This window comes from uncultured Lacinutrix sp. (assembly GCF_947500325.1).
Lineage (GTDB): Bacteria > Bacteroidota > Bacteroidia > Flavobacteriales > Flavobacteriaceae > Lacinutrix.
Window position 1 is genome coordinate 38,994 of sequence record NZ_CANMRQ010000013.1, and the last position, 26,446, is coordinate 65,439.

The window sequence follows — 26,446 nt, forward strand, 5'->3', positions numbered from 1 at the left end:
GTTACTCTCTTTTTATAACAATATCCTTTTTAGTCTTTACGGTTTGTTTTAACCATTGACTTAATTCTTTTTCCTTAATTGTTTTTAAACTATCACTTAAAGCCGTATTCCATTTTAAACGTGCTACAGATACAGTATCTACTTTTATAAAATCTTTAGATTCTAACATTTTAGCATAACTAAAGAACTCTAAATCTTTAAACCTAATTTTAGCGTCTTTTGCAAGCGCCGTAAATGATATTCCAGTCTTAACGTTAGTTTTTTGTTCTAGTTGTTTATTTAAATTAGTAACCTCTTCCTGAAGCTCACTTATTTCTTTTTGTAGGCCAGCAATAATATTCTTACTCTTCTTTAATTCCTCCCGAGTATCTTTATATGCATTTGAAATTAATTCATAACTCTTTGTATCATTACCTTTTAACTTTAGAGCTACATCTCTTAAGTCTGGGTATATAGGATTATTTTTTATTTCATTTAATAAATCTTGTTTTGTTGCTTCAGTAATTTCATTTAAGAAATTTAATTCGAATATTTTATCATCATAATCTTTATCATGGTCTAACAGATTTAAAGCATCATTCCCTTCTATTTCATTTTCTATAAAACGAGCAATTTGATTTTCAAATTTACTTTGCTTATAAACATCTATAAAAGTCATAACAGCTGGAATCATTACCAATATTGCAAGTATAGAAGCCAATTGAGCGATACGTTTACGTTTTTTAGAATTCGCATATTTAAGCATTGGAAAACGTAACACTTTCAATACAATAAATGTAGCTAGCGCAATAAATATTGTATTAATAGTAAATAGGTACATTGCTCCTGTGGCATATTTAAATCCGTATTCACCACCTTTTGCTAAACCAAAACCAACAGTACATAAAGGCGGCATTAATGCTGTCGCAATTGCAACACCAAAAATCACTGAAGCTATTGTACCTTTTTTAGTTCTCGCAATAATTAATGCTAAACCTCCAAAAAAGGCTATTAAAACGTCTCTAATATCTGGTTTTGTTCTTGCTAATAATTCTGATGAATCTTCATGTAATGGAAAAAATTTAAAGAAAAGATAAGCCGTTAATAAACTTAAAATAATCATTACCGCTAAGTTTATTAAAGACTTTTTTAAAGTATCTATATCATTGATAGCTATAGACATACCTATACCTAAAATTGGCCCCATTAATGGTGAAATTAACATGGCTCCAATAACTACAGCTGTAGAGTTGGCATTTAAACCAACCGAAGCCACAAATATGGAACAAATTAAAATCCATGCTGTAGCACCTTTAAAAGGTATATCTGCTTTAATAGCCTCTATTGTAGCATCACGATCTGTATCATGTCTAAAATCTAAAAGCTCTTTAAAAAAGGTTTTTGTGCTTTCAATAAAACTAACGGCATCTTTTTTTACAGTTTCTTTAGATTGTTTTACTGCTTCGTCCTTTTTTTCTGTTTGGCTTTTAGCCTGTTCTTCAGAAAAATTAAATTTACTTTCTTCACTCATATTTTAACCATATTGCTCTCCAAACTTCTCTTTTACTTGTTGGAGTACTTTTTTAATATCTTGTTCTTTTGTTTTAGGATAGATTAATAACACCTCATCTTTATCTACAATTATATAATCTTCTAAGCCATCAATGACAACTATTTTATCACTTTTGGTGCGTATCATATTTCCCGAAGCATCTTCAGTAAGTGTTCTTGCATTTACAACTGCATTATTATCATTATCCTTATCTAACTTATCATATAAACTACCCCAAGTACCTAGATCATTCCAGTCAAATGTCGCTGGTAGTACATATACATTTTGCGACTTTTCCATAATGGCATAATCCACAGAAACATTTTCTGCTTTACCATAATTATCTCTAATAAAATCGTCTTCAAAATCTGTATTATAGACTGCAATACCATTTTCAAAAAGTAAAAATAATTCTGGCTGATTATTTTTAAATGCTTTCAAAACACTTTTTACACTCCATATAAAAATACCAGCATTCCATAAAAAATTACCTTGCGCAATAAAATCTTTTGCAGTTTCATAATCTGGTTTTTCTCTAAATTGATTTACTGCTTTAATAGTTTCATTGGTGTTTTTATCAAATTCAATATAACCATATCCTGTATTTGGAAAAGTAGGCTTTATACCCAAAGTCATTAATGCCTCACTTTTAGAACAAAAATTAAAAGCGTCCTGTACATTATCGCTAAATGCTTTTTCATCTTCTATCCAATGATCGCTAGGTGCCACAATCATAACCGCATCTGGATTCTCTTTTTGTATTTTTAATGAGGCGTATAAAATACATGGCGCCGTATTACGCATTGCTGGTTCTAAAACAACTTGTCGTTTAGTAACACCTGGCAATTGTTCAAAAACCAAATCATTATAGCGTTCGTTAGTTAAAATAAAAATGTTTTCTTGAGGAATAAGATTTGCTAAACGTTTAAATGTTTTTTGAATAAGCGTATCTCCTGTTCCTAACATATCATGAAACTGTTTAGGAAAATCTTGAGTACTCACTGGCCAAAAACGTGATCCTACGCCTCCAGCCATTAATATTGCATAATAATTTTTATTCATATTTTTTTGTTATTGCAAGACCTTAATCTACTCAATATCTTAATTTCTATTAGTTTGACTCTCTATTGCACAAAGTGTTACAGCTATTTTTTGTTAACAACAATCTCGCTTTCATGAGAACGTATTAATTCTACTTCTGCATTGGGACTAAAAAGATACACTTTTCCTGTTTTAATCTCAACACATTCGTAACGTTTTACTCGTTTTTTTACTTTTTTAAAAACTTTATTATTTCTAAACTTGAATGCTTCTTCGTATGGTATTTCAAAAATGTAGTTTTTATTGTTAGGTGCATCAAACTGTTTTAAAGCTAAAGCTAATTTCGCATCTGTATCACTACTAGCCTTAGGATTTCTAAAATGATTCGCTAAAAGGGGCAAAATAGTCGATGGAAATACTTCTGGGTTAATAAAAGGTAGCATTAAATGTTGAAATGTTCGTTTCCACTCCATCCCATGAGGCTTTATAAATTTGCCATAATGTTTATAGGCTTCAAAATGTGCTATTTCATGAATAAGAGTAATTAAAAAACGATAGCGATTTAAGTTTTCATTTATAGTAATTTGATGTTTACCATTTGGTAAGGCTTTATAATCACCATGTCGTGTTTTACGTTCTTTTTTTACCAAAACAACTAAATTATCGTATTTTAATAATTGTAAAACTTGAGGTATTGCTGCTTCTGGAATATGCTTATGTAAGGTGTTTTGCATTGGTACAAAAATAAGAGAAAGTGATTTGTTTACAATGCTATTTCAATATTAATACGATTTTACTATTATCTGTTACGTTATTAAACAGTAAATAAAAACCATTTGCTACCAATTAGTATTAATATAATTTCACCCCAAACAATTAAGCTAATTGAATGAGGTGAATAAGATTGATTAATAGCGTGTAAAATTTAGCGCTAAGTTTAGACTAAATAAGTCCTTATCCTATTTTTATTAGGGTAGTTTTTCCCACCCTAAATTATTGAAAGAGGTTAATAAGTAGTAAATCAATAATTTTTTAAACATAAAAACTTACTAAGAATAAGACAGCTAATAATCGGTAGTATTTAATATTTCATACTTCATTCATACTTTTTTCCTACCCTAATTATTAACTAATTCATTAAAACTCAAATTAAATTTGCTTTCAAAGTAATTATTAATATTAATTTTATCAATATGAAAAAAAGCACATTTTTATTATTCGTTTTACTTGTAAGTAGCAGCTTTACCTTTTCTCAAGTGAAAAAAGACTCTTTAAATGACAACTATATCTATCCACCGGAATCTCAGGGTAGTTTCACACCAAAAGAGAGCTGGAAGATTCATAGAGCTGCTTACATTAAGCAGTTAAAAGCAAAAGGCTTAACAGATAATGAATTTAACATAAAACTTATTAGTTATGAAAAACAGAAAGAAGAGTTTTTAGCCAAAGTAAAAGAACAACATAGAATAGCTGAAATACAGAGAAAAAAAGCTAATAAACAAAGGGCATTAGCTGCTATAGAAAGAAAAAAAGCTGATAAACAAAGAAAACTCGCTGTTATCCAGAGAAAAAAAGCTGATGAATTAAGGAAGTTAGCAGATATTGAAAGAAAAAAAGCTGATGAACAAAGAGTAAAGAGTGGAATACAAAGACTAAAAACTATTGAGCTAATAAAGCAAGCTAACATTGAAAGAGCAAAAGCTGATAAGCAAAGAAAATTAGCTGAAATTCAAAGAATAAAGGCTGAAAAAGAAAGAAAAAAAGCTCAAGAATGGAGAAAGAATGCTGAAAATATTCTAACAAAAAATATAACACTCTCAAAGCAATCTAACAATAGTAGCAAACCTATACTTTTTAAAGTCACTTCTAAAACAACATTACGCATTGGCATAAGAGCAAATATTAGCTCGGGAACTGCTTTAATTGAAATCTATAACCCTGAAGGAACCAAAGAAGGAGAACTATCATTAAAGTTCAATTCACAATCGATTTCAAACCAAGAGAAAGAAGCGTTAGAATATACCTCGGGAGCTTTTGATAAAACAATTCCAGATGCTAAAGTTGGAGATTGGAAAATAAAAATTTCTTCCTATGAATCTGAAGGTAATGTGGCTATGTCTGTTTCTAAATATATAAAACCAACTATGAATGAATAAAATATTAAAAAACACTTTAGTCATTCTAGTTCTAATATTATGTAGTCAAACTAAAGTGTTTTCTAAAAATACTGGTCAAATATCAGGCAAATTGATATTAGATGATACTTGGGAAAGAAAAATATATGTATCATACATTAAAACATTTGAGAAAGAATACGCTGTTTCTAATGATATTATAATTACAAGCGCAATTATTGACAGTCTTGGTTACTTCAAAATTGATTTAACCAAGGTTCCAGATAAATGGTCATTATTACGCTTACACGTTGTTAAAAAAGATGTTTCGCCAAACTCTTTAATTATTGGTAGTAGCGACGAAAACTTTATATTCTTAATAGCGCAACGAGATTCTAAAATAGAACTATTCAATACAGAAGGCATACCAATATTCTTAAATACAAGAATTGAAGGAGCTAACTATATGAAAACCTTTAACCACATTAAAAACTTATCTAATTACCCAAACTCCATAGACTATGAAAACTCTATAATAGAAAAAGAATTTATAAAGGAGGTCGTTTCAGAAAAACTGAAAGTGGTAGCAGATACGAGCTCAAATTCTTTGGTTTCGCTTTATGCTATATACCATATTGATTTTCAAACAGATTACTTAAAAAACCCAGAATTTTACAAAACTTATTTATCTAAATGGAAAAACGAAAACAGTTCTTATTTTAAATCTTTTCGACAACAACTTCCGTTTAATAATGGCTCTACAAATAATAAAAATATAAACTACATTATTATTTTAATCATTACAATTAGTATCCTTTTTATAAGCCTCTTAATTTATTTTAAAAAGAAGAATCAAAACATTAAAAAATTAAGTGTTCAAGAACGAAAAATATTCAATTTAATACGAAATGGGTTGACTAATAAAGAAATATCTGCTGAATGTAATATTGAATTATCTACAGTAAAATCGCATGTTGGTAGTATTTATTCTAAATTAAAAATAAAATCTAGAAAAGAGGCAATACATTTAAAAACCAAATAATTTTGAAAACTATAAAATTAATCGTTTTAACCTTATTATTACTCGGTTGTAAAAACGAAAAAGGACCATCTAAAAACAACTTGAGCTCTATTGAGCAAGGTTTAATAATTATTGACCAAGACTACAATAAAGCCATAGAAGTAGCATCACTACAAGATAAATTAATTTTTATCGACTTTTATACAACATGGTGTGCTCCGTGTAAGAAATTGGACAAATTAATCTTTCAAAACGATTCTATTAAGCAGGTTCTTGGAAAGGATTTTATTCTTTTAAAATACAATGCAGAAAATGACAGTATTTTTCATCTGTCCAAAAAACATCATGTAAGTAGTTATCCAACAGGGCTTATTATTAATAAAAAAGGATATGTTTTAAATAGGAAATACGGTTTTCCAGGAGTAGACTTTCAATCGTTAAATAAAAACGTATTAGAGTTCACAAATAATGGTATTGAATTAAATAGAAAAAATAAAATATTAAAAGGATATTCTAATAAGATTGAGGTATCTAAATACCCGAAGTTTTATGTTGATTATATAGATCGAACTAATACTAGAATCAATCCTCTAGAGATTAATGAATATTTAAAAACTGAAAAAGATATTTTTTCAGAAGAATATTTTTCAACTTTAATATACTTCGCTAAGGAATCTACAAATGATATCGCAGAAACTATTCTAAAAAACAGAGATAAATATTTAACCCTTTACGGCAAAACCGATGTTGAAATAATGATGTATTTTTTAACGTCAAGTAAATTTGACCAAGCAATATCAGAAAAAAGTCAAAGTAAATATGACGCTGCTGTTATCTATGCGAAAGCTGGATTAAGCAAAAAATGGACAGACGATATTCTACCTTCTTTTGAAAAAGACTTTTTAAAGGCTCAAAACAAATGGGACAAGGTTTTTGAAATTAATAAAAATTTAAAAAGCAAAGGTGAGTTTAATAACGAATATGTTAACCATTTTTGTTGGCAAGTTTATGAAGATTGCGAGAATCAAGAGATTATAAAAGAATGTCTTAAATGGATGAAAGTGGTTATAAAAGAAGAACCTACCTATTCCTATTTAGACACTTATGCTTATTTAATGTACAAATCTGGAGATAAAAAAGAAGCAAAAAAAATTGCTCTATTGGCGATAGAAACTGCCAAAAAGAAAGAAGAGAATACTGAAAGCATGGAAAAACTGATTAAAATGATTAGTTAACTAGGTGATTAAATTCATTTATTCAATCTAGAACAAACAAACTAAATTCATAGTATTCTTTTTTATTTAATATTTGATTAGACTAATCCAACCACTAATTAAATAAAACTATATATTACATAATTGAGTAAAAACAATTAAAAAATCGAAACATTAAAATACATACTAAACAAGTTTCTTCCTATAGAAGAAAATGATTGGGAGGCAATAAAACCTTATTTAAGAATTGTTCAATTTAATGAAAATGAGCAATTACTAAATCCTCCCAATATATGCGATTTCATTGCCTTTATTAAATCTGGTTCAATAAGATCTTATCATAGAGACGATAATCTTATTGAAACCAATCTTTTACTAAAATCTGAAAACGAATTTATTACAGATTACGAAAGTTTTATAAGCCAAAAGCCATCAACATTATGGATTCAATCTATTGAAAAAGCTGAGGTCATTTTATTAGACAGAACTGGACTACATTCACTTTACGAAACTTCTTTCTATTGGAATACATTTGGTAGAATTATGAGTGAACAAATTTTTATAAACAGTAAACGTAGAACAGAACAACTGTTATTTTTAGCGCCTAAAGACAGGTATTTATTACTCTTAAAAGAGCAACCTAACTTTTTTCAAAAATACGCATTGAAACACATTGCTAGCTATTTAGGTATAACACCACAATCTTTAAGTAGGATTAGAAATCAACTTTCTAAAAAACATTAATTACCCAAAGTTAAGTGGTAGCTATAATACATAACTCTAAATTTGTTTGAATTAAAACTAATATATAGAACACTTTTTTAAAATTTCAATCTTATGGTTATTGTAGCCCTATCTATATTTCTATTCTTAATTTTTACAGTACTTGGTGGATTTCATTTCTATTGGCTTTTTGGAGGTGTTTGGGGTTTAAAAAGTGTTATTCCCACAAAAGAAAATGAGTTAAGTAATTTATCTATTCCTAAATTAGCGACCTTAATAGTAGGACTCACATTAACTCTATTTGGGTTACTATATCTCGTAAAATCTGGACTCATTAATGTTCAAATTCCGAATTGGATAATAAACTACGGATATTGGTTTATACCTTCTATTTTTATTTTGCGTGCTATTGGCGAATTCAATTATGTTGGGTTTTTCAAAAAAATAAAAAACACTAAATTCTCGAAAGCAGATACAGAAGTATTTTCTCCACTTTGTTTAATTATTGGAATCATTGGAATACTCATTCAATTAATACATATATAACTCTCTAGTTGACATAAAACTTATATCAATAAAAGCAATATATAAGTTACTCCTTTTCTATTTATAAGATACAACAGAAGTAATGGCTAAATTCACTAATTAATACCTCAATAATTTTATTTTTTTATTATAACTACAAAAAGAACTCAACCTAGTTGTATTAATAAAAGCTCTTACCTATATTTGCAACTCAGTTGCATTAACTAGAAATTAAATGGTATTTATAACGCGTAAATCAGATATGTTGGGAGCTATTGCAAGTACTTTGTGTCTAATACATTGTATTGCTACTCCTTTTCTTTTTATAGTACAAACTTGTTCGGTAACCTGTTGTAGTGCAGCTCCAACTTGGTGGCAGTTTATTGATTATTTTTTCTTAATTATTTCCTTTTTTGCGATTTACAAGTCAACACAAACAAGTTCAAATAGTTGGATAAAGCCTTTATTGTGGCTAAGTTGGTTTCTACTGTTCTTAGTAATAGTAAACGAAAAATTGGAGTGGTTGGTTTTAAATGATAATCTTATTTATGTTCCCGCAATAGCGTTAGTGATTCTGCATTTATATAATCTAAAATATTGTAAATGTAATACAAATAGATGCTGTATAAGCGACGAATAAATCATGACACATGATGCACTAAACATAACATTCTTCACATTTACCTTGAAGCAAAACTTGAGATACATCTACTTTACGGTTAGGTATTTTTGGAATAAGAACATCTGTAGATAAACAATCTACTTTACCACAATCTGAACATTGAAAATGAGGATGAGAATCTTGATGACCAGATACAGAACAACCATTACATTTGGCATACCATTTATGCCCATTTTTTCCTAAAAAAGAATGTAAAACTTTATCTTCTTCAAGTTTATCTAAAACACGATAAACTGTCGTCTTATTTAACTCTGAAGCAAGACGTTCTACTAAAGTTATAGCTGAAATAGCGCTTGATTTCTTATCAAATTCCTCAAGTAATATTTTTACAGATTTTGTTTTTCTTAATATCCCCATAAAACAAATATAATGCAACTGAGTTGCTAAACAAAATATTTTATTTATATTTGCAACTCAGTTGCATTAGTATTACATTAATTAAACTGATTTGTACATTTTTTGGATTATGTACATTTTCAGATTGTGTACATTTTGGATTATGTACATTTTTTGAATTTTATTAGAAATTGAACCTTTTGAATCTTTCCACATTTTTTTTAAGTTTCATGAAAGGTATTGAAAAAAACAGATTCAAAAGGCCAATTTCTTTATACTAATTTTGCATAAAGTTAGATAAAAAAGCATAAAAACATTTTTAAAATAGTAGTTTTTAAACCCAACTCCCAATTCTAAATTCACTATCTTTAAATAGTAATGTTCTACTTAAAACTACATAAATGGCTTTATAGTTTAACGGTATTAGCATCGCTAATCTCTTATTCTGGAAATGCTAGTACAACAACTTTTGTTAGCAACACTACAGAATGGATACAAATTAAAGAGACGAGGAAACAACTTGCTTATTATGTAAATTATAATAAGATACTACAAACAAAAGACGACTCGTTTTCGTTCTATAAACTACAATACTTTAGCTTTAAAAAGAAAACTGAAGATTACAATCATATACTTTTTATTAAGCAGAATAATCTTTATAATCATTTTAAGACTGGGCGTCTCTATTCTATACTAAAAGCTCAACTTCTAATAAACACTGTGAATTCTACAATTATTTAAACCAGGTTATAAATAACCTTTTCTTCTCGATTTAAATAATTACAAAATTCACAATTATGAATATAAAAAAACAACTACGATTAGTAGCGTTAATAGTATTTATAGCTATTGCATGCGCTATACCTTTTCCTATGACATTTAAAAGGAAAGATAACTTACCAAAACATCTTATTGAACAATTAGATACAAAAGACGATGCTCAGGATGAAAACTTAAAAAAAGATGCTTTTGGTTAAATTCAAAGATTATTTCATTTTTTAACTCATTGATTTAATTTACTTTACTAAATTTAAGCTTCAGAAAAAGATATCCCCAACATCTTATTACTTAATCTATTTATATTTTTAATAATAAAAAAAGATTGAGATGAAAACAAATTACTTTTTTGCAGTTTTACTATGTCTATTCTGTTTTAAAACACAAGCACAATGGATAGACTTTGTTGAAGAAACTAGTACTAGAATAAATGTTGTAAATATATCTGACAATACAGACAATACAAAAGTTGATGATCAAGAAAAAGATTTAGCTGTTGGCGATTTTAACAATGATGGCTTTACAGATTTAGTGGTCGTTAGAAAAACACCTTTCTCATCTGCTGGAGGTAAGACAGATTTATTGTTTATGAATGAAAATGGCGTTTTAGAAGACAAAACCGATGTTTATGCGCCTGCATTTTTATCGAGTTCTACAGATGCTAGAGATATTATTTGCGTTGATGTTAATAAAGACACTTGGTTAGATCTTTTTATTATTAACACTTTTGAAGACCAGCCCAAATTATTTATTAATCAAGGTGAAGACACTAATGGAAATTGGCTTGGTTTTATAGATGAATCTAGCACGAGATTACCAACCATTACTGTTAATCCTATTCAGTTTTGTGCCGGTTGGAGTGGTGATTTAACTGGTAACACCTATCCAGATTTATTTATGGTAAATTATGATCCTTTTGGTAATGCTTTAGATGCTTTATTAATAAACGATGGCACAGGTGTTTTTACTGAGGAAACGCAAACACGAATGGGAGATTTAAGAAACTCCAGCTTTGGTACAGGTGTAGAATTTCATGATATAGATAATGATAACGATCTAGACATTATAAAAAACCTAGGTTTAAATAATATCGCTCCATTTAATACTAAAGGGACTTTAGTATTATTTAATAATGGTGCAGGTACCTTTACAAATTGGCATAGATTACCTGGTCCAGATCCATACATGTTTACTGCTGGAGATTTAAATGATAATGGGTTTTTAGATTTTTATTTAGTTGATGATGCAGCAGATTATATAGATAAAATAACAAGTGTTACTATAGACCAAAGCGTAACAGTAACCCAACAAAGCATGGCTACCAATAGAACCGATGGCTTTGGAGGAAATGTAAAAATGGTTGACCTTGACGGTGATGGTGATTTAGATATTGGTTTGTCTAGTGTAGATACAGATTTACCTCCATGTGAAACACCTGCAAACAGACGATTTATAATTTTTGAAAATGAAAACCTCTATAGCGGTAATATTATTCATCCTTACGGTTCGACTATTAATGCTTGGAACGTTTCAACTTACGATCACGATTATATTGATATTAATAATGACGGCTTAATGGACATTATTTTAGGTGCCTGCGATGATTATAAAATATTCATGCAAGTAAACCCAGCATTATCTGTTGAAGAAGACACTCTAGATACTCCATTTAGTTTACATCCTAATCCAAGTAATGGAAATATAACAATTAATTTAGGAGCTATAAAAAACGATACAGTTACGTTAGATATTTATACTATAGAAGGCAGAAAAATAACCTCTATTGAAAAGCAAAATATAGATAGTAGTTTTACTCTAGATTTAAAACAGCAACTACAAACTGGAGTGTACTTTATTAAATTTAAAACAGATACTGCTACGTTTACAAAAAAGATTATAATAGAGTAAACTTACATACGTTCAGGTACATTAATACCTAATAAGCTAAATCCGTTTTTAATAGTATTAGCAACGGTTTGCGATAATTGTACTCTAAAATTCATAGATTGCTCATCGTCATTGCCCATAACTATAGGTAAATTTTGAAAAAATGAATTATAATCTTTTACTAATTCGTATATGTAATTAGCTATTAATGCTGGACTATGATTATTTGCTGCATTTTGAATCACTTCTGGGAATAACTGTAATTGCTTTAATAATGTTTTTTCCTTGTCATGTAGTTCTAACGACAATTCAACTAAACTAGAAGAAACAACATTATTAACTTTAGCTTTACGCAAAATAGATTGTATTCTAGCATATGTATATTGAATAAAAGGTCCAGTATTACCCTGGAAATCTATAGACTCTTTTGGATCAAATAAAATACGCTTTTTAGGATCGACCTTTAAAAGGTAATATTTTAAAGCACCTAGACCTATGGTTTTATATAACTCTTGTTTTTCTTCTTTAGAATAACCATCTAACTTCCCTAATTCTTCAGAAATTTCTTGAGCAGTAGTTGCCATACCAGTAATTAAATCATCTGCATCTACAACAGTTCCTTCTCTACTCTTCATTTTACCGCTAGGTAAATCTACCATACCGTAACTTAAATGAAATAGATTTTTAGCCCAATCGAATCCTAATTTTTTTATAATTAAGAATAATACTTGAAAATGATACTCTTGCTCATTACCAACAGTATAAACCATACCACCAACATTAGGAAAATCTTTCACACGTTGTATCGCTGTACCAATATCTTGGGTCATATAAACAGCTGTACCATCACTACGTAATACTATTTTTTCATCTAGACCATCTTCTGTTAAATCACACCATACAGATCCATCTTCTTTTTTAAAGAAAACACCTGTTTTTAAGCCTTCATCAACAAATTCTTTTCCCAATAAATAGGTTTGACTTTCATAATATAGTTTATCAAAATCTACTCCTAAGTTTTTATAAGTTACATTAAAACCATCATAAACCCATTGGTTCATTGTTTCCCATAATGCAACGGTTTCTTTATCTCCTGACTCCCATTTTAAAAGCATATTTTGTGCTTCAACTAAAATAGGTGCTTCTTTTTTAGCTTCTTCTTCAGTCTTACCTTGCCCTTTTAAAACTTCAATCTCTTTTTTGTATTCTTGATCGAACTTCACATAATAATTCCCAACTAGCTTATCTCCTTTTAGCCCAGTTGACTCTGGTGTCTCTTCATTACCAAAACGTTGCCATGCCAACATACTTTTACAAATATGAATACCACGATCATTAATAATTTGTGTTTTGTATACTTCGCGACCAGAAGCTTTTAAAATTTCAGCGACACTAAACCCTAATAAATTATTTCTAATATGCCCAAGATGCAACGGTTTGTTTGTATTTGGTGAAGAATATTCAACCATAACAGCTTTATCTTCTGTATTAGTCTTTATAAATCCGTAAACGTCATTATCTTTTATAGTGTTGAAAAACGTAACGAAATAACTATCATTAATTTCTATATTTAAAAACCCTTTAACAACATTAAAAGCTTTTACCTCTTCAACATTATCAACTAAATATTGACCTATAGTTTCACCTATTTGCACAGGGTTACCTTTAACAACTCTTAGCATTGGAAATACAACAACAGTGATATCTCCCGCAAACTCTTTACGTGTTGCTTGAAATTCTACGCTTTCTAAATCTGCTTGAAACATTAGTTTCACAGCTTGTTTTACATGATTTGATAAAGTGTCTTGCAGGCTCATTTACAGTTGTTTTTTAGACGGACAAAGATAGTATTTTTATTTCGTGTAAATTATAGGTTTCCTATGTAATTCTATATCTTTATCTTTTTAAAAAACTAACCAATTTATTTATGAAATATTTTACATTTTTATTTTTACTTACCTGCTTAACATCATGTAAAGATGACATTAAAACTAATGACGCTAAAGATGCATCTATAGACAATTTATATAGTTTAATGCAAGGTTCTTTTGACTCTGGAGCACAAGCAAAAGCAGATAGTACTTATTATAATATTTCATTACACATGTATCCTATTTGGGAAGGCAAAGGTCATTTTTTATATGTAGAACAAGCACTTAGTAGCATGCAAAATAAACCATACAGGCAGCGTGTATATGAATTAAAAAAACTAAGTGATAGTACTATTGGTAGTTATATATATAAAATACCTAATGACTCACTTTGGATTGGAAAATGGAAGACACCTAAGGCGTTCGATTCTATAAACTTAGATCAATTAGAACTTAAAAACGGATGTGAAGTTATTTTACAAAAAATAGCTAAAAACACATACAAAGGAGCAACTGGTATTAATACTTGCGAAAGCACTATGAGAGGAGCAAGTTATGCAACCTCTCAAGTAGAAATAACAAAAGATAAAATTATGTCTTGGGATAGAGGTTTTAATAAAGATAATGAATACGTTTGGGGTGCCGAAAAAAGCGGTTATATCTTTAATAAAACAGTAAAGTAAAACAGTGAAACCTACTGTTTATCGTTCTTTTAAACCTATTCCATTTAGTTAATTGCATTTTATCGAAAAACCGAGTGATTTAACACGTAAACACAAGTTTCTCGGTATATTACATGGTGAAATTTACCGTTAATCAGTTCAACTAATATATTGACTTTAAATCCTATAAATTCGTTTTTTCATCGACTTTTTTGAATTTTTGTTATTAGCTATTAACAACAAATAATTAATACTTTACCTAACCAAATGTTTGAATTCACTGTAATCCATTATTACATACTTTTCAAAAGCTTTTAGTTAATTTTTATGTTGTAATTTTTTTAGAGTAACATGAAGAAACTATTAGTGCTTTTATGTTTAATTTTCGCTATATCTAGTTATTCACAAGATAACGAGGTAGAAAACCTTATGCTTGATTTAACCTTTCAAGATAATGATACTACGAAAGTAAATACGTCTCTAAAAATTATTAAAATTCTTTACGAATCTGAAAATTACGATCGTGCTTTAAATTTTATTAAACGAACTGAAAAAAAATCTGAAGAAATAGCTTATGAGAATGGTTTAGCTAATGTAGTTTATTATAAAGCCTTAATTTTTAAAAAGAAAGACGATTATATTAATGCATTAAGTCAATATAAAAAAGCTAAAAGTCTATTTTCAAAACTAAAGGATACTATTTCTGTATCTAAAGTAAACAGTCAATTAGGTGTTATAGAAATAGAGCGAGGCAACTATGGTAAAGGGTTGAGATATGCTCTATCTGCAATTAAAGTTTTAGAAAAAAAACAACTCAATAATGAATTAGCGTCTACATATAAAAGTTTAGCAAAAGCATATCAAAATAATGGCACTTACGAAAAAGCAATCGATTATAATTTAAAAAGCTTAGAAGTAGAAGAACTAATAAATGACACTAAAGGCCTAATTGTATCTAATAAAAATTTAGCGCAATTATATCTTCAAAAAGAGGATTATAATAAAGCCATACGTTATTATGAAAATGCACTTAACTATGCTAATACTAATGATAATGATTTAAAAGCCGAAATTCTTCCAGAATTAGGTAGTGCTTATATTAAAATAGAAGATTATAAAATTGCAGCAGACTATTTAGTAAAAGCTATACGATTAAATAGAAAACTAAAAAACGAAAAAGGCATTCTTAACTCTCTTAACAATCTAGGAGAATTAAATTTAGTCAAAAGGAATTTTAAAATAGCAGAAAATCAACTTCTAGAAGCTGGTAATTTAGGTAGACAAAGTGATAATACATTGGGTTTATTGAAAAATTATAAACTCATGAAATCTTTAGACTCTACTAGAGGTGATTTTGAAGGTGCTTTTGGCTGGCAAAATCAAATTATAGAGATTCAAAAAAAGGTAGATGCAGAAAAACCTAGATATGCCAAACCTTTAATTGATGATAGTGAGTTAAATGAAAGTTTTATTGAAGATGATAATGTTGTTATCCCTTTAACATCGAAAGCCGACACAGATAAAAATCTAGTAGAAAAAGAAAGATTAGATCGTTTAAAACTTATTTTTTATGCACTATTAGCTGCATTCGCAATTGTACTCGTATTCTTCGTTTTATTTTATATGAAACGTAATACTAGTGCAAAATACACTCGTGATTTAGAAGCTAAAAATCAAAAAATAGAATTGCAAAACGAAGCCATTTTAGAACAGAGTAAACATTTAGAAAATATAAATAAAGTAAAAGACAAATTGTTTTCTATAGTGTCTCATGATTTAAAAGATTCTTTAACATCTACTAAAGGGTTTATTGATTTATTAAAAGAAGGCCAATTGTCTCAAGAAGAGTTTCATAATCTATTACCTGAATTGAGTGAAAATGCCAATAACGCTTCTTTGTTATTATTCAATTTACTGAATTGGTCTAAGTCGCAAATGCAATCTTTAAAACCTAAACCGTCATTGTTTGATGTTCAAGAAGTGTTTTACGAAAAGATAAAATTAATTGAGCAGAAAATGCAAACTAAAGGCGTATTACTTATTGATAATACTTTACGCGATTTTATTTATGCAGATAAAAGTATGGTTGAGATTATTATTCAAAATTTATTAGCAAATGCAGTAAAATTTTGTAAATCTGGCGACACAATAACCATAGCTAATACCATAAGTAATAGCAAAGCTATTTTTAGTGTATCAGACTCAGGAGTTGGTATTTCTACAGAAAACCAACAAAAATTATTTGGTAATAATACTTTTACTACCATTGGAACTGGTAATGAAAAAGGAACAGGTTTAGGCTTAACTATTTGTCGTGAACTTGTAGAGCTTAACGATGGTCGAATTTGGGTAGATAGTGAAATTAATAAAGGCAGCACCTTTTTCGTGGAACTGCCTAAAACTAGAGTTGAAGATCCTGTAAACACTTGAACTATCCCTTCGGTAGAAATACCTCAGCCATCATACAGCGAGCACTTCCGCCACCGCAAGCCTCAATAGTATCTAAAGAGCTAGATAGTATTTCGCAGTGTTTTTCTATAATCTTTATTTGAGCTTCAGATAATGAATCGTATGCTGCTTGACTCATTATTAAATACAATTTATCATCTTTCCCTTTTACTTGCAGCATATTACCAGCAAAGTTATTTACTTGAGCTTCTGTGATTCTAATCACTTCTTTCCCATCATCTGTTAAGCTTTTTATAACTTGTTTACGCTCTTTTTTATCGTCTATACAATCCAGGCAAATTACGGCAAACGTCTCTCCCAAACACATCATAACATTGGTATGGTATATCGCTTTACGCTTTCCTTCTACTGTTTGATTTGCTGTAAAAATTACTGGTGTGTATTCAAAGTCTTCACAAAATTCTATAAATAAATCTTCATCTGCTCTTGGAGACAATGCACAATATGCTTTTCTATTTACGCGATCTAACAATAAACTACCTGTACCTTCTAAAAAAACATCTTCATCTTCAGCCGATGTGTAGTCTACAATATCATTAATTTTAAAACCAGCAGTTTCTAATTGTTCTAAAACATCTTCACGACGTTCCAATCTTCTGTTTTCAGCAAACATAGGATATAAACCTACATTCCCATTTTCATGAAAAGAAATCCAATTGTTTGGAAAAATTGAATCTGGTGTATCAAATTCTTTTGTGTCTTCCACTACAACCACATTAATACCAACAGCACGTAATTTAGCAACATAATCATCAAATTCTTGTTGCGCTTTTGCATTAACTGTTTCGGGTAATGTATTATCTAAAACCTTTTGATAATAGTTATTTACTGCCGTTTGTTCGTTCATTCTAAACCCGATTGGACGAATCATTAATATAGTATTTGTTGTTTGCTGCATTTTTAGAAAATTTTAAAATGCAAAAATAGAAAATATGATTTTCATATTTTCTATTTTCATTCATTATTAAATCTACTCTACTTTTTTAAACGCTTTCTAATTATAAAGAAAGAAAATACGCCTATAATTAATAATGGCCATATATTGATAAGAACAATAATAAATGCTTCTATAAAAGACCAGCCATTAGAAAGGCCGTCTTTAGTTTTACTCCAAAACGTTTTAGTATAGCTCTTTGGTTCTTCTTTATAATCTACAGACTCATACAGGTCTATTTGTATTGTACTATAAGCAACTTTATTTGTTAAATACTTTAAGCGTCCTTGAGCAGATTCTATTTCCTCTTGTATAATACGTAGTTTATCTTCGGTTTTTAAAATATCTTCTACTGTTTCTGCATTTTTTCGCAATATTAACTCGTAACGTGCTTTTACTTCTAGCTTCGTTTTTAATCGTGCTTCTATATCTAAATACTCTTCTGTAACATCTTTTGTGGTTATGTTTTCATACTCCACAAAATCTGCAATTACGTTTACAGAATCCATTACTTTATCAAAATGTTTTTGTGGTACCTTAATAGTAAATCTATTTTCTTTTCTATATAAGTCGTTTTGAAACCTTAAATCTGAAATGTACGCGCCATATTCTCGCGCTACGATTTTAATTTTATTAGTAGCTTGTTTAACATTCTTAACCTGATACCTAGCTGTAGCAGATTTTATAATTTTTAAATCTAAAGGTACATTGGTTTGCTCTGTGGCAAATTTTGCAATCGTTTGTTCTGCAGAGATAGTCTCGAAGTTTTCTGAAATATCTACTTCATTTGCCATAACAGATTCTTTGTATGAATCATTTTTACATCCAAAGATGAATACACTTAATGTTATTACTAAAATTTTAAATACTGTTTTTAATGTTTTTGCTGTCATAATTTTATATTTTTAAGAATTACTTTAGCAAACATATTTTGTTTACATACTTTTCTTTTGAAAAGCCCTTGTAAAACAATTGTAAACTGTTTTACAATTTTCAAAACACTAACAATTAAGCATTTAGTTTAATTTGAATACTATTAACAAACATCTTTTCGATACATTAAAACAAGCTATAGAAACTACATTTTTGGAGAACAATAGTACTACATCTTCTATTGAAAATTGGAAAGGAGAAGAAATTGCTGCTTTTCAAAATGATTTGTTAGATAAAGTGAAAGGAAAAATAAGTGAAAAATGGTTTTATACTTATATAAAAAATACGCCAGAAAAATTACCTAGAATAGATGTATTAAACCTATTATGTAATTATGCAGGCTATACCAATTGGAATACTTTTAAAGCAGAAAATACAACGCAAAAAAAACTTACAAAGAAAAGATCACTACCAAAACTTTGGTTTTTAATAATTATTCCTATAGCGCTTTTAGCCATAAATCTATCTTCTAAAAACACTTTTGAATTTTGTTTTATAGATGCTATTAAAAATGAAAACATTACTTCTATTCCTCTTGATATTAAAATACTTCAAGACAATGAATCTCCTATATATTTAAAAACAGATAGTCTAGGTTGTTTCTCTTATAAGAGCAAAAGTGATGTTATTAAGTTTGTAGTCCAATCTCCATATCATAAAACCGACACTATTGTTAGAAACGTTAATTCTAATTCCAATCAAGTCATTAAAATAAAACCAGACGATTATGCTTTAATGCTTCATTATTATGCTAATGGAAACATTAAAGACTGGAAAAAGCATATAACAACATTAAACTCACTTATTGCTAATGATGCAAAAATATATAGACTATTTAAAAATAACATTGCTATAGAATTATATTCTAAAGAAGAGTTTATTAGTATGCTTACCATTCCAACTAAAAGCTTAAAACGCATAGAAATTCTTGACAAAACTATAGAGAATGGAAAGATTGCAACTTTAAAATTTATAGTAAAATGAAACAACTAACCTATATTTTTATTCTATTAATTATAATGTCTTGTAAAAATGATGCCATGAAAAGTATGGATATGGAGGCTAATGAAATAGATATCTCTGAATACAAAGAAAGTGCTATTGAAGAATCTGAACGTATTGAAATAATAGGAAACAATAGTTTTTCTTATAAAGATATAAGTACAGAAAAGCTTCAAGAGCTATACGATTTATTAGCACTAAAAGAAAAACACCCAGAGTTTAATGAAAAGATAGAATCTCAATTAAAAAATTATACAGATGAGAGTTTTAAAACCTTAGGTGATGTGCTTATTAAAAATGTTACTTTAAAAGGAGAAGTAATTAGTCTTTCAGATAGCGTACAAAAATTAAAAATATACTACGATGTTGTTTCAAGTAATAAAAGCCAACAAGATTCTATATGGGCAGAAATAACAACACAAAATATACATATTGATGGTAAAGCTGTAAAATCAAAAAAGATAAAATTTAAAAAAAATTAAATTTAAAATCATGGAATTTGTATCACACTATTTACAAAGTGAACGTTTATTAGGGTTAAGCACAGGAATTATTGGAGTACTATCTATAATTATTGGTCTTTTCTTTTTACTAACTAAACCTCAATTTAAAGCATTCGCCATAACTATGCTTATTATAGGCACTATTGAAGCAGGAGTTTTTATAACGGGCTATTTTATAGTAAATAATGAAACAAAAGTAAATAGCAAGATTGAAGTTTATGAAAATGCACCTAAAGATTATTTAGAAAAAGACAAAATAGTAATCGAGAGAAATTTAAAGCTATTTTTTATTCTAAAATGTATTTACGGATCACTCTTTTTAATTCTAGCAATTATATTATCTAAAGCAACACTTAAACCACAATACTTTGGAATCTTAACAGCTTTAATGATTCATTTTGCTATTGCTGTAGTTATTGATACGTTTGGTGAGCACTACACAAAAAACTACCAAAAAGAAATTAATAAACAGCTAAACATATAAGTACTATTTCCATTTAATATTGCAACCAATACTAGGTTTTTGAATTTCAATAGGCGAATTGTTATTTAAAACAGCCTCAATGGCTTGTCTCAAATCTTCCCCATTAACAGGCAAACCATTTCCTGGTCTTGAATTATCTAACTGCCCATGATATGTCGCTTTTAAATCTCCATCAAATACATAAAAATCTGGAGTACAAGCGGCATCATAAGCTTTAGCGACTTGCTGTGTTTCATCGTATAAATATGGAAATGGGTAATTTAAATTTACTGCTACTTGTTTCATTAATTCTGGTCTGTCCTGTGGATAGTTTTTAACATCATTACTACTTATAGCAATAAAGCCAATATCTTTACTCTTGTAGTCGTTAGCTAATTTCACCAATTCTTGATTTACATGTACTACAAAAGGACAGTGATTACAAATAAACATTACTACTGTTCCTTTATTTCCTTTTAGTTCTTGTAGACTCATTGTTTTTCCACTAATTGTATCTATTAAAGAAAAATCTGGTGCTACGGTTCCATTTTTAAAACTATTTGATTCTGTTAATGCCATCCAAAACTTAATTTTTAACGTATATAGCAAAGATACTAATTATGAAACCCTTAAAAAATAACGTGACTACAAAGAAGTAAAATATACCATGGTAAACATTTTAACAAAAAACTTGTTTATTTAATATATTTTACTCAATTTAGTTATATAATTGATAGCAACCCTTAAAACACCATTCCCTTAAATGAAGTATTCCCTTATACTCCTATTTTCTTTTTTCTCTTTATTTTCAATAGCTCAAAACAACAATCAAGACTCTCTTTTACAAGTAACACGCTATAGATTACATCCTGAAGAATTAAACCTTCAAAAAGATATTGATGCAGAAAAAATTAATCTTAAAATTTATTATTTAAAAGATGCTAGTATTGTAGCTGACTATCATTTTTTTAAACCAAAAAATAATGAAATTTTATTTTTCTACGGAAAAGACTCAGAGAACAATACGTCTGAAATGTTTTTTAAATTTGATGATGAGTTAAAAAACATCTATAAAAAGAAAGACTTCCAACAACTTATTAAAATTATAGAAGTATTAGAATACAACGTATTCCCTACAGAAGCTTTTTCTGGAGCAGATGCCTACGCAGCTTTAGAGCGTTCGTAAAGTTTATTAAATTAAAAAAATAACTCTGGCGGGATACTATAACAAACTACAAACAATTTAAAGTCATAATTGCTTGGGCAATATTAATTCTTCTAGTTATACTTTTAATATTTATAGTTATATAAATTAGATTTGATTTAAGGTGTAGAATTAGAAACCTGCAATAATTTTCCATTATAATACTTATTCCCATTTAAAGAGAAATTGGCAATATATTCTGCCATTTCTATAGCAGTTGTTGGTGCTTGATAACCAGGAAAAGCCTCGGCTAACATCTCTGTTTGCACGGCTCCTAAGGCCAACACATTAAAACTAGGTCCCGTTTCTTTATATTCTTCCGCCAACAATTCTGTTAAAGTAACCACTGCTCCTTTACTTGAGCTATAAGCAGACAACCCTGGGAACTTAACACTACCTTGTACGCCGCCCATCGAGCTAATGGTCACTACGTGTCCATTGCTCTTCATAAAAGGTAACACAGAACGTGTCATTTCTGCTACACCAAACACATTTGTTTTATAAACATATTCAAAATCTTCCATTGTGGTTTCCACAAATGGTTTATTTAATAATGTCCCTGCATTATTTATTAAAACATCTACATGTTGCCACTCATTTTTTATAAAGTCTTCTACTTTTTTATAATCTTCTTTTTTACTTAAATCGAAAGCAAAAGAAGTAATATTATCAAAATGCAAATTACTAACAGGCTGTGCATTTCTAGATAATGCTAATACATTATGTCCTTGATCTGCAAATAAATGTACTAGCTCAAAACCAATACCTCTACTTGTTCCAGTGATGATTATGTTTTTAGTTGTCATTCATTCTAATTTCTCTAGTTGCTGTATTACTCATTGCCTCAATAACTGGTGCCATTTTATTAATTAAACTAGCCATAAATGGATAATCTAATTTATCTATTTCATCATCTACATGATGATAGAAATCAAAATTAGTTAAATCACAAGACGAAACAGTGTGAGATGGCACTTTAAATGCTTGGTAAAACGGGTAGTTATCTGAGCGTTTAAATAAGCTATATTTTTTTGAAACTTCTGAAAAACCTAACAGCTTATTACCAGCATATTCATTAGCTTTTTCTGCAAAGTTTGATAATTCATATCCAGAAACAAATGCTTCATAATCTCTAGCTTTAAAAGGCACACCTATCATTTCGATATTAAACATAGTATAGAGATTAAAATTTTGCTCTTTTAATCTTTCTGCTAAATGTTTTGACCCCAATAATCCTTTTTCTTCAGCAGTAAATGTAACAAACAATAAACTCCTTTTATTATTCTTTTTTGCAGCAAAGTATTTTGCTAAAGATAAAACAGCACTTGTACCAGCTGCGTTATCATTAGCTCCATTGGCAATTGTATCGCCATTAACATCTTTCCCTATACCAATATGATCGTAATGCGCACCAATAATAATAAATTCTTCTTTTAACTTTGAATCGCTACCTTCTAGGTATCCAACAACATTAAAAGCGTCCATCTCTCCAATTTTAAAGTTATCTCTATATGATGTTGCATCGAAATAAGGTTTTAGCCCCATTTCTTTAAATTTATATTCAATCATTTTTGCAGAAGATTCAATTCCTGCACTTCCAGTATCTCTTCCTTCAAGATCATCTGATGCTAAAAAAGCTACAATATCTTTAACCTCATCACTTGTAATAGTTACAGTTTTTGAACTTACTCCATCTTTTCCAGGTTTCCCATCATTACCTTTTAATTTAGCCCCACAAGAGATTAAAAGCAATGCTAATACTATAATTGAAATTGTTTTTTTCATCTAAATTTTATTTGAGTTTAAAGATAAAAAAAACCTACTTCATTTTATCGAAATAGGTTTTGTATTATAAGATTCTTTTTAGTGTTTAGAACACCTTTTTATACTAACATAGTTACTGGGTTTTCAATATAACCTTTTAAGGTTAATAAAAACTGAGCTCCAGTAGCTCCATCTACAGTTCTATGATCACATGCTAATGTTAATTTCATAGTATGACCAGGTACTACTTGTCCTTCTTTTACTACTGGTTTTTCTACAATAGCTCCAACCGAAAGAATTGCAGAGTTTGGCTGATTTATAATTGAAGTAAAACTTTCAATCCCAAACATACCTAAATTAGATATAGTAAATGTACTGCCTTCCATTTCTGCTGGTGTTAACTTTTTAGCTCTTGCTCGCTTAGCAAAATCTCTAACTGAAGCCCCTATTTGAGGTAAACTTTGCTCATTAGCAAATTCTACTACAGGTACTACCAAACCTTCATCTACAGCTACTGCCACCCCAATATGAACGTGGTTATTAGTTCTAATTTTATCACTAAACCATTGCGAATTTACTTGTGGATGCTGACGTAATGCTAAAGCACAGGCTTTAATAATCATGTCATTATAAGAAATTTTCACATCAGGAATAGAATTGTATTGCCCACGGAAAGCTATAGCATTTTCCATATCAAACTCTACATTTAAGTAATAATGTGGCGCAGTAAATTTAGATTCACCTAAACGTTTAGCTATTACTTTACGCATTTGTGAATTTGCTTTCTCGTCAAAATCTTCTTGACCAGAAGCTACAAATTTAGCTACAGGTGTAGATGATTGTACTCCTGTACTTGTTGGAGTATAATTTTCTATATCTTTCTTTACTATACGTCCGTTTTCACCAGATCCATTTACCTGAGATAAATTAATTCCTTTATCTTGAGCCATCTTTTTAGCTAAAGGAGAAGCAAATACTCTTCCATTAGAACCTGAATTTGAAGTTGAAATTGAGGCTTGAACATCTTGTTTAGGCGCTTCTTTTTTCTCTTCTACTTCTTTTGGGGTTTCTTCTACAACAGTAGCATCAGAACCACTATTTACTTTAAAGTTCTTAGCAAGAGAAGACACATCTGTTCCAGCTGGACCAATAATAGCCAATAAAGCATCTACTTTTGCAGATTCTCCTTCATTTAAACCAACATGTAATAGAGTTCCTGCTTGGAATGATTCAAATTCCATTGTCGCTTTATCTGTTTCAATCTCAGCTAAAATATCTCCTTCTTCAACAGTTTCTCCAACTTTTTTTAACCAAGTAGCTACCGTACCTTCTTCCATAGTATCACTTAAACGTGGCATTGTTACTACAATAACACCTTCAGGTAATGCTTCTTCTGTTTTAGAAGACGTATTAACTACGCTTGGCTCATCTATTTTTAACGCTTCAGTTTTAGGGTCTTCAGAAGTATTTCCTTTTAACAAACCAGAAATATCTTCTCCTTCATCTCCAATAATTGCTAATAATGTATCTACTTTGGCAGTTTCTCCTTCTTGAATACCTACATAAAGTAAAACACCTTCGTTAAAAGATTCAAACTCCATAGTAGCTTTATCTGTTTCAATTTCAGCTAAAATATCTCCTTCTTCTACTTTATCGCCAACTTTTTTCAACCAAGTTGCGACTGTACCTTCTTCCATTGTGTCGCTTAATCGCGGCATGTTAATTACTTCTGCCATAGTCGTTATTTAATTTTATGGTCTATAAAAGGATAATCTTCTTGCTCATATACAGCATCGTACATCACGCTTTTTTCTGGATATGGAGAATCTTCAGCAAATTTCTCACACTCAGAAACTAAAGCTTTAACACGTTTATCTATCACTTTAATATCCTCTTCACTAGCGTATTTCTTTTCTAAAAGAATGTCTTTCACTTGCTTAATAGGGTCTATTTTTTTGTATTCTTCAACTTCAGCTTTTGTTCTATAATGTTGAGCATCGGACATTGAATGTCCTCTGTATCTATATGTTTTAACTTCTAAAAATGTTGGTCCACCACCAGTTCTAGCTCTAGTTATTGCTTCATCAAATGCTTCGGCCACTTTAATTGGATTCATACCATCTACAGGACCAGAAGGCATTTCGTAACCACGACCTAACTTCCATATATCTGTATGGTTTGCTGTTCTCTCAACACTGGTTCCCATAGCATAGCCATTATTCTCACAAACAAATACTACAGGTAAATTCCATAACATTGCTAAGTTAAATGTTTCATGTAACGAACCTTGACGTGCAGCTCCATCTCCAAAACAACATATTGTAACTGCATCTTTATCATGATACTTATCTCCAAATGCAATTCCTGCTCCTAATGGAATTTGACCTCCTACAATACCATGACCGCCATAAAAACGATGCTCTTTAGAAAAAATATGCATAGAACCACCAAGTCCTTTAGATGTTCCGGTAGCCTTACCATATAATTCTGCCATTACGCGTCTAGGATCTACACCCATTCCAATAGGTTGTACATGATTACGATAAGCTGTAATCATTTTGTCTTTTGTTAAGTCCATTGCATGTAATGCTCCTGCTAATACAGCTTCTTGTCCGTTATATAAGTGAAGAAATCCTCTTACTTTTTGTTGAATATAAACTGCAGCTAGCTTGTCTTCAAACTTTCTCCAGAACAACATGTCTTCATACCATTTAAGGTATACTTCTTTTGTTACTTTTTGCATTTAGTTTCGTTTTAAGTCAACGGATAACAAAAGTAATACTTTGAATT

26 protein-coding genes are annotated in these 26,446 nt (G+C 29.5%); 14 read left to right on the top strand and 12 right to left on the bottom strand.

All coding sequences use genetic code 11. The features are described from left to right. Position 1: 1 nt before the first annotated feature. The 3 genes from Q0997_RS14410 to Q0997_RS14420 all read right to left on the bottom strand — a co-directional run bounded on the left by Q0997_RS14410 (position 2) and on the right by Q0997_RS14420 (position 3,306). Positions 2-1,510: a DUF389 domain-containing protein gene (locus Q0997_RS14410; RefSeq protein ID WP_299890046.1), complete on the bottom strand. Its 1,509-nt coding sequence runs from the start codon at positions 1,508-1,510 to the stop codon at positions 2-4. Between the two features lie 3 nt (positions 1,511-1,513). Further along, entirely contained in the window at positions 1,514-2,593 is a 1,080-nt protein-coding gene (locus Q0997_RS14415) for a mannose-1-phosphate guanylyltransferase (protein WP_299890047.1), read from the bottom strand. A gap of 83 nt (positions 2,594-2,676) precedes the next feature. Further along, a complete protein-coding gene (locus tag Q0997_RS14420; protein ID WP_299890048.1) occupies positions 2,677-3,306 on the bottom strand; it encodes a SprT-like domain-containing protein in 630 nt (209 codons plus the stop codon). Positions 3,307-3,765: 459 nt separating this feature from the next. On the opposite strand from Q0997_RS14420, the gene Q0997_RS14425 reads away from it, so the two are divergent. The 6 genes from Q0997_RS14425 (at position 3,766) to Q0997_RS14450 (ending at position 8,809) form a co-directional block, all read left to right on the top strand. After that, positions 3,766-4,728: a hypothetical protein gene (locus tag Q0997_RS14425; RefSeq protein ID WP_299890049.1), complete on the top strand. Its 963-nt coding sequence runs from the start codon at positions 3,766-3,768 to the stop codon at positions 4,726-4,728. After that, positions 4,721-5,728, top strand: a complete 1,008-nt coding sequence (locus Q0997_RS14430) for a helix-turn-helix transcriptional regulator (protein WP_299890050.1) — start codon at positions 4,721-4,723, stop codon at positions 5,726-5,728. Before Q0997_RS14425 ends, Q0997_RS14430 begins: the two co-directional genes overlap by 8 nt. Before the next feature lie 2 nt (positions 5,729-5,730). Further along, entirely contained in the window at positions 5,731-6,942 is a 1,212-nt protein-coding gene (locus Q0997_RS14435) for a thioredoxin family protein (protein ID WP_299890051.1), read from the top strand. 522 nt (positions 6,943-7,464) lie between these two features. Continuing rightward, positions 7,465-7,665 (top strand): hypothetical protein, encoded by a 201-nt coding sequence (locus tag Q0997_RS14440; protein ID WP_299890052.1) that lies wholly within the window; start codon positions 7,465-7,467, stop codon positions 7,663-7,665. A gap of 93 nt (positions 7,666-7,758) precedes the next feature. After that, the gene (locus Q0997_RS14445; protein WP_299890053.1) at positions 7,759-8,190 is read left to right on the top strand and encodes a DUF3995 domain-containing protein; all 432 of its coding nucleotides are present in this window, start codon (positions 7,759-7,761) and stop codon (positions 8,188-8,190) included. Positions 8,191-8,431: 241 nt separating this feature from the next. Continuing rightward, entirely contained in the window at positions 8,432-8,809 is a 378-nt protein-coding gene (locus Q0997_RS14450) for a MerC domain-containing protein (RefSeq protein ID WP_299890117.1), read from the top strand. Positions 8,810-8,827: 18 nt separating this feature from the next. Here Q0997_RS14450 and Q0997_RS14455 read toward each other — a convergent pair whose 3' ends face one another. After that, a complete protein-coding gene (locus Q0997_RS14455; protein ID WP_299890054.1) occupies positions 8,828-9,208 on the bottom strand; it encodes a Fur family transcriptional regulator in 381 nt (126 codons plus the stop codon). Between the two features lie 776 nt (positions 9,209-9,984). Here Q0997_RS14455 and Q0997_RS14460 point away from each other — a divergent pair. After that, complete coding sequence (locus Q0997_RS14460) at positions 9,985-10,164, top strand: hypothetical protein (protein WP_299890055.1); 180 nt, start codon at positions 9,985-9,987, stop codon at positions 10,162-10,164. Between the two features lie 130 nt (positions 10,165-10,294). After that, on the top strand, positions 10,295-11,872 hold the full coding sequence (locus Q0997_RS14465) for a T9SS type A sorting domain-containing protein (RefSeq protein WP_299890056.1): 1,578 nt from the start codon (positions 10,295-10,297) through the stop codon (positions 11,870-11,872). 2 nt (positions 11,873-11,874) lie between these two features. Here Q0997_RS14465 and argS read toward each other — a convergent pair whose 3' ends face one another. Further along, positions 11,875-13,668: an arginine--tRNA ligase gene (gene argS, locus Q0997_RS14470; RefSeq protein ID WP_299890057.1), complete on the bottom strand. Its 1,794-nt coding sequence runs from the start codon at positions 13,666-13,668 to the stop codon at positions 11,875-11,877. A 110-nt stretch (positions 13,669-13,778) separates the two neighbouring features. Here argS and Q0997_RS14475 point away from each other — a divergent pair, with 110 nt between their 5' ends. Continuing rightward, positions 13,779-14,405 carry a chromophore lyase CpcT/CpeT gene (locus Q0997_RS14475; protein WP_299890058.1) on the top strand — a complete coding sequence of 209 codons (627 nt, stop codon included), beginning with the start codon at positions 13,779-13,781 and terminating at the stop codon, positions 14,403-14,405. A gap of 330 nt (positions 14,406-14,735) precedes the next feature. After that, positions 14,736-16,814 carry a tetratricopeptide repeat-containing sensor histidine kinase gene (locus Q0997_RS14480; protein ID WP_299890060.1) on the top strand — a complete coding sequence of 693 codons (2,079 nt, stop codon included), beginning with the start codon at positions 14,736-14,738 and terminating at the stop codon, positions 16,812-16,814. 1 nt (position 16,815) lies between these two features. Here Q0997_RS14480 and ctlX read toward each other — a convergent pair whose 3' ends face one another. Together ctlX and Q0997_RS14490 are read right to left on the bottom strand one after the other, a co-directional pair. After that, positions 16,816-17,751, bottom strand: coding sequence for a citrulline utilization hydrolase CtlX (gene ctlX / locus Q0997_RS14485; protein ID WP_299890062.1), 936 nt, complete (start codon positions 17,749-17,751; stop codon positions 16,816-16,818). A gap of 77 nt (positions 17,752-17,828) precedes the next feature. After that, positions 17,829-18,680: a DUF4349 domain-containing protein gene (locus tag Q0997_RS14490; protein ID WP_299890064.1), complete on the bottom strand. Its 852-nt coding sequence runs from the start codon at positions 18,678-18,680 to the stop codon at positions 17,829-17,831. A gap of 133 nt (positions 18,681-18,813) precedes the next feature. On the opposite strand from Q0997_RS14490, the gene Q0997_RS14495 reads away from it, so the two are divergent. From Q0997_RS14495 to Q0997_RS14505, 3 genes are read left to right on the top strand one after another with little or no spacing between them, the layout of a single operon-like run. Next, a complete protein-coding gene (locus Q0997_RS14495) occupies positions 18,814-19,704 on the top strand; it encodes a hypothetical protein (protein WP_299890066.1) in 891 nt (296 codons plus the stop codon). Next, a complete protein-coding gene (locus Q0997_RS14500) occupies positions 19,701-20,204 on the top strand; it encodes a hypothetical protein (protein WP_299890068.1) in 504 nt (167 codons plus the stop codon). Before Q0997_RS14495 ends, Q0997_RS14500 begins: the two co-directional genes overlap by 4 nt. A gap of 10 nt (positions 20,205-20,214) precedes the next feature. Beyond that, positions 20,215-20,709: a hypothetical protein gene (locus Q0997_RS14505; protein WP_299890069.1), complete on the top strand. Its 495-nt coding sequence runs from the start codon at positions 20,215-20,217 to the stop codon at positions 20,707-20,709. 3 nt (positions 20,710-20,712) lie between these two features. On the opposite strand, the gene Q0997_RS14510 is transcribed toward Q0997_RS14505, so the two are convergent. Continuing rightward, on the bottom strand, positions 20,713-21,267 hold the full coding sequence (locus Q0997_RS14510) for a thioredoxin family protein (protein WP_299890071.1): 555 nt from the start codon (positions 21,265-21,267) through the stop codon (positions 20,713-20,715). Between the two features lie 184 nt (positions 21,268-21,451). Between Q0997_RS14510 and Q0997_RS14515 the strand changes: the two genes are divergently transcribed. Beyond that, a complete protein-coding gene (locus tag Q0997_RS14515) occupies positions 21,452-21,874 on the top strand; it encodes a hypothetical protein (RefSeq protein WP_299890073.1) in 423 nt (140 codons plus the stop codon). A gap of 137 nt (positions 21,875-22,011) precedes the next feature. On the opposite strand, the gene Q0997_RS14520 is transcribed toward Q0997_RS14515, so the two are convergent. From Q0997_RS14520 to pdhA, 4 genes are all read right to left on the bottom strand, one after another. Then, a complete protein-coding gene (locus Q0997_RS14520; RefSeq protein WP_299890074.1) occupies positions 22,012-22,698 on the bottom strand; it encodes an SDR family oxidoreductase in 687 nt (228 codons plus the stop codon). Next, positions 22,688-23,677 carry a M20/M25/M40 family metallo-hydrolase gene (locus Q0997_RS14525; RefSeq protein WP_299890076.1) on the bottom strand — a complete coding sequence of 330 codons (990 nt, stop codon included), beginning with the start codon at positions 23,675-23,677 and terminating at the stop codon, positions 22,688-22,690. Before Q0997_RS14525 ends, Q0997_RS14520 begins: the two co-directional genes overlap by 11 nt. A gap of 98 nt (positions 23,678-23,775) precedes the next feature. Continuing rightward, positions 23,776-25,392, bottom strand: coding sequence for a pyruvate dehydrogenase complex dihydrolipoamide acetyltransferase (locus Q0997_RS14530; RefSeq protein WP_299890077.1), 1,617 nt, complete (start codon positions 25,390-25,392; stop codon positions 23,776-23,778). Between the two features lie 5 nt (positions 25,393-25,397). Beyond that, positions 25,398-26,399, bottom strand: coding sequence for a pyruvate dehydrogenase (acetyl-transferring) E1 component subunit alpha (gene pdhA / locus Q0997_RS14535; protein WP_299890079.1), 1,002 nt, complete (start codon positions 26,397-26,399; stop codon positions 25,398-25,400). Positions 26,400-26,446: the final 47 nt, after the last annotated feature.

Bases quoted from the DNA above. Each gene is read 5' to 3' on its own strand.
- Q0997_RS14465 (WP_299890056.1), top strand. From the start codon at position 10,295: ATGAAAACAAATTACTTTTTTGCAGTTTTACTATGTCTATTCTGTTTT.
- Q0997_RS14515 (WP_299890073.1), top strand. From the start codon at position 21,452: ATGAAGTATTCCCTTATACTCCTATTTTCTTTTTTCTCTTTATTTTCA.
- Q0997_RS14425 (WP_299890049.1), top strand. From the start codon at position 3,766: ATGAAAAAAAGCACATTTTTATTATTCGTTTTACTTGTAAGTAGCAGC.
- Q0997_RS14455 (WP_299890054.1), bottom strand. From the start codon at position 9,208: ATGGGGATATTAAGAAAAACAAAATCTGTAAAAATATTACTTGAGGAA.
- Q0997_RS14475 (WP_299890058.1), top strand. From the start codon at position 13,779: ATGAAATATTTTACATTTTTATTTTTACTTACCTGCTTAACATCATGT.
- Q0997_RS14430 (WP_299890050.1), top strand. From the start codon at position 4,721: ATGAATAAAATATTAAAAAACACTTTAGTCATTCTAGTTCTAATATTA.
- Q0997_RS14530 (WP_299890077.1), bottom strand. From the start codon at position 25,392: ATGGCAGAAGTAATTAACATGCCGCGATTAAGCGACACAATGGAAGAA.
- Q0997_RS14480 (WP_299890060.1), top strand. From the start codon at position 14,736: ATGAAGAAACTATTAGTGCTTTTATGTTTAATTTTCGCTATATCTAGT.
- ctlX (WP_299890062.1), bottom strand. From the start codon at position 17,751: ATGCAGCAAACAACAAATACTATATTAATGATTCGTCCAATCGGGTTT.
- Q0997_RS14415 (WP_299890047.1), bottom strand. From the start codon at position 2,593: ATGAATAAAAATTATTATGCAATATTAATGGCTGGAGGCGTAGGATCA.
- Q0997_RS14500 (WP_299890068.1), top strand. From the start codon at position 19,701: ATGAAACAACTAACCTATATTTTTATTCTATTAATTATAATGTCTTGT.
- argS (WP_299890057.1), bottom strand. From the start codon at position 13,668: ATGAGCCTGCAAGACACTTTATCAAATCATGTAAAACAAGCTGTGAAA.
- Q0997_RS14490 (WP_299890064.1), bottom strand. From the start codon at position 18,680: ATGACAGCAAAAACATTAAAAACAGTATTTAAAATTTTAGTAATAACA.
- Q0997_RS14520 (WP_299890074.1), bottom strand. From the start codon at position 22,698: ATGACAACTAAAAACATAATCATCACTGGAACAAGTAGAGGTATTGGT.
- Q0997_RS14410 (WP_299890046.1), bottom strand. From the start codon at position 1,510: ATGAGTGAAGAAAGTAAATTTAATTTTTCTGAAGAACAGGCTAAAAGC.
- pdhA (WP_299890079.1), bottom strand. From the start codon at position 26,399: ATGCAAAAAGTAACAAAAGAAGTATACCTTAAATGGTATGAAGACATG.
- Q0997_RS14510 (WP_299890071.1), bottom strand. From the start codon at position 21,267: ATGGCATTAACAGAATCAAATAGTTTTAAAAATGGAACCGTAGCACCA.
- Q0997_RS14450 (WP_299890117.1), top strand. From the start codon at position 8,432: ATGTTGGGAGCTATTGCAAGTACTTTGTGTCTAATACATTGTATTGCT.
- Q0997_RS14460 (WP_299890055.1), top strand. From the start codon at position 9,985: ATGAATATAAAAAAACAACTACGATTAGTAGCGTTAATAGTATTTATA.
- Q0997_RS14420 (WP_299890048.1), bottom strand. From the start codon at position 3,306: ATGCAAAACACCTTACATAAGCATATTCCAGAAGCAGCAATACCTCAA.
- Q0997_RS14445 (WP_299890053.1), top strand. From the start codon at position 7,759: ATGGTTATTGTAGCCCTATCTATATTTCTATTCTTAATTTTTACAGTA.
- Q0997_RS14525 (WP_299890076.1), bottom strand. From the start codon at position 23,677: ATGAAAAAAACAATTTCAATTATAGTATTAGCATTGCTTTTAATCTCT.
- Q0997_RS14505 (WP_299890069.1), top strand. From the start codon at position 20,215: ATGGAATTTGTATCACACTATTTACAAAGTGAACGTTTATTAGGGTTA.
- Q0997_RS14440 (WP_299890052.1), top strand. From the start codon at position 7,465: ATGAGTGAACAAATTTTTATAAACAGTAAACGTAGAACAGAACAACTG.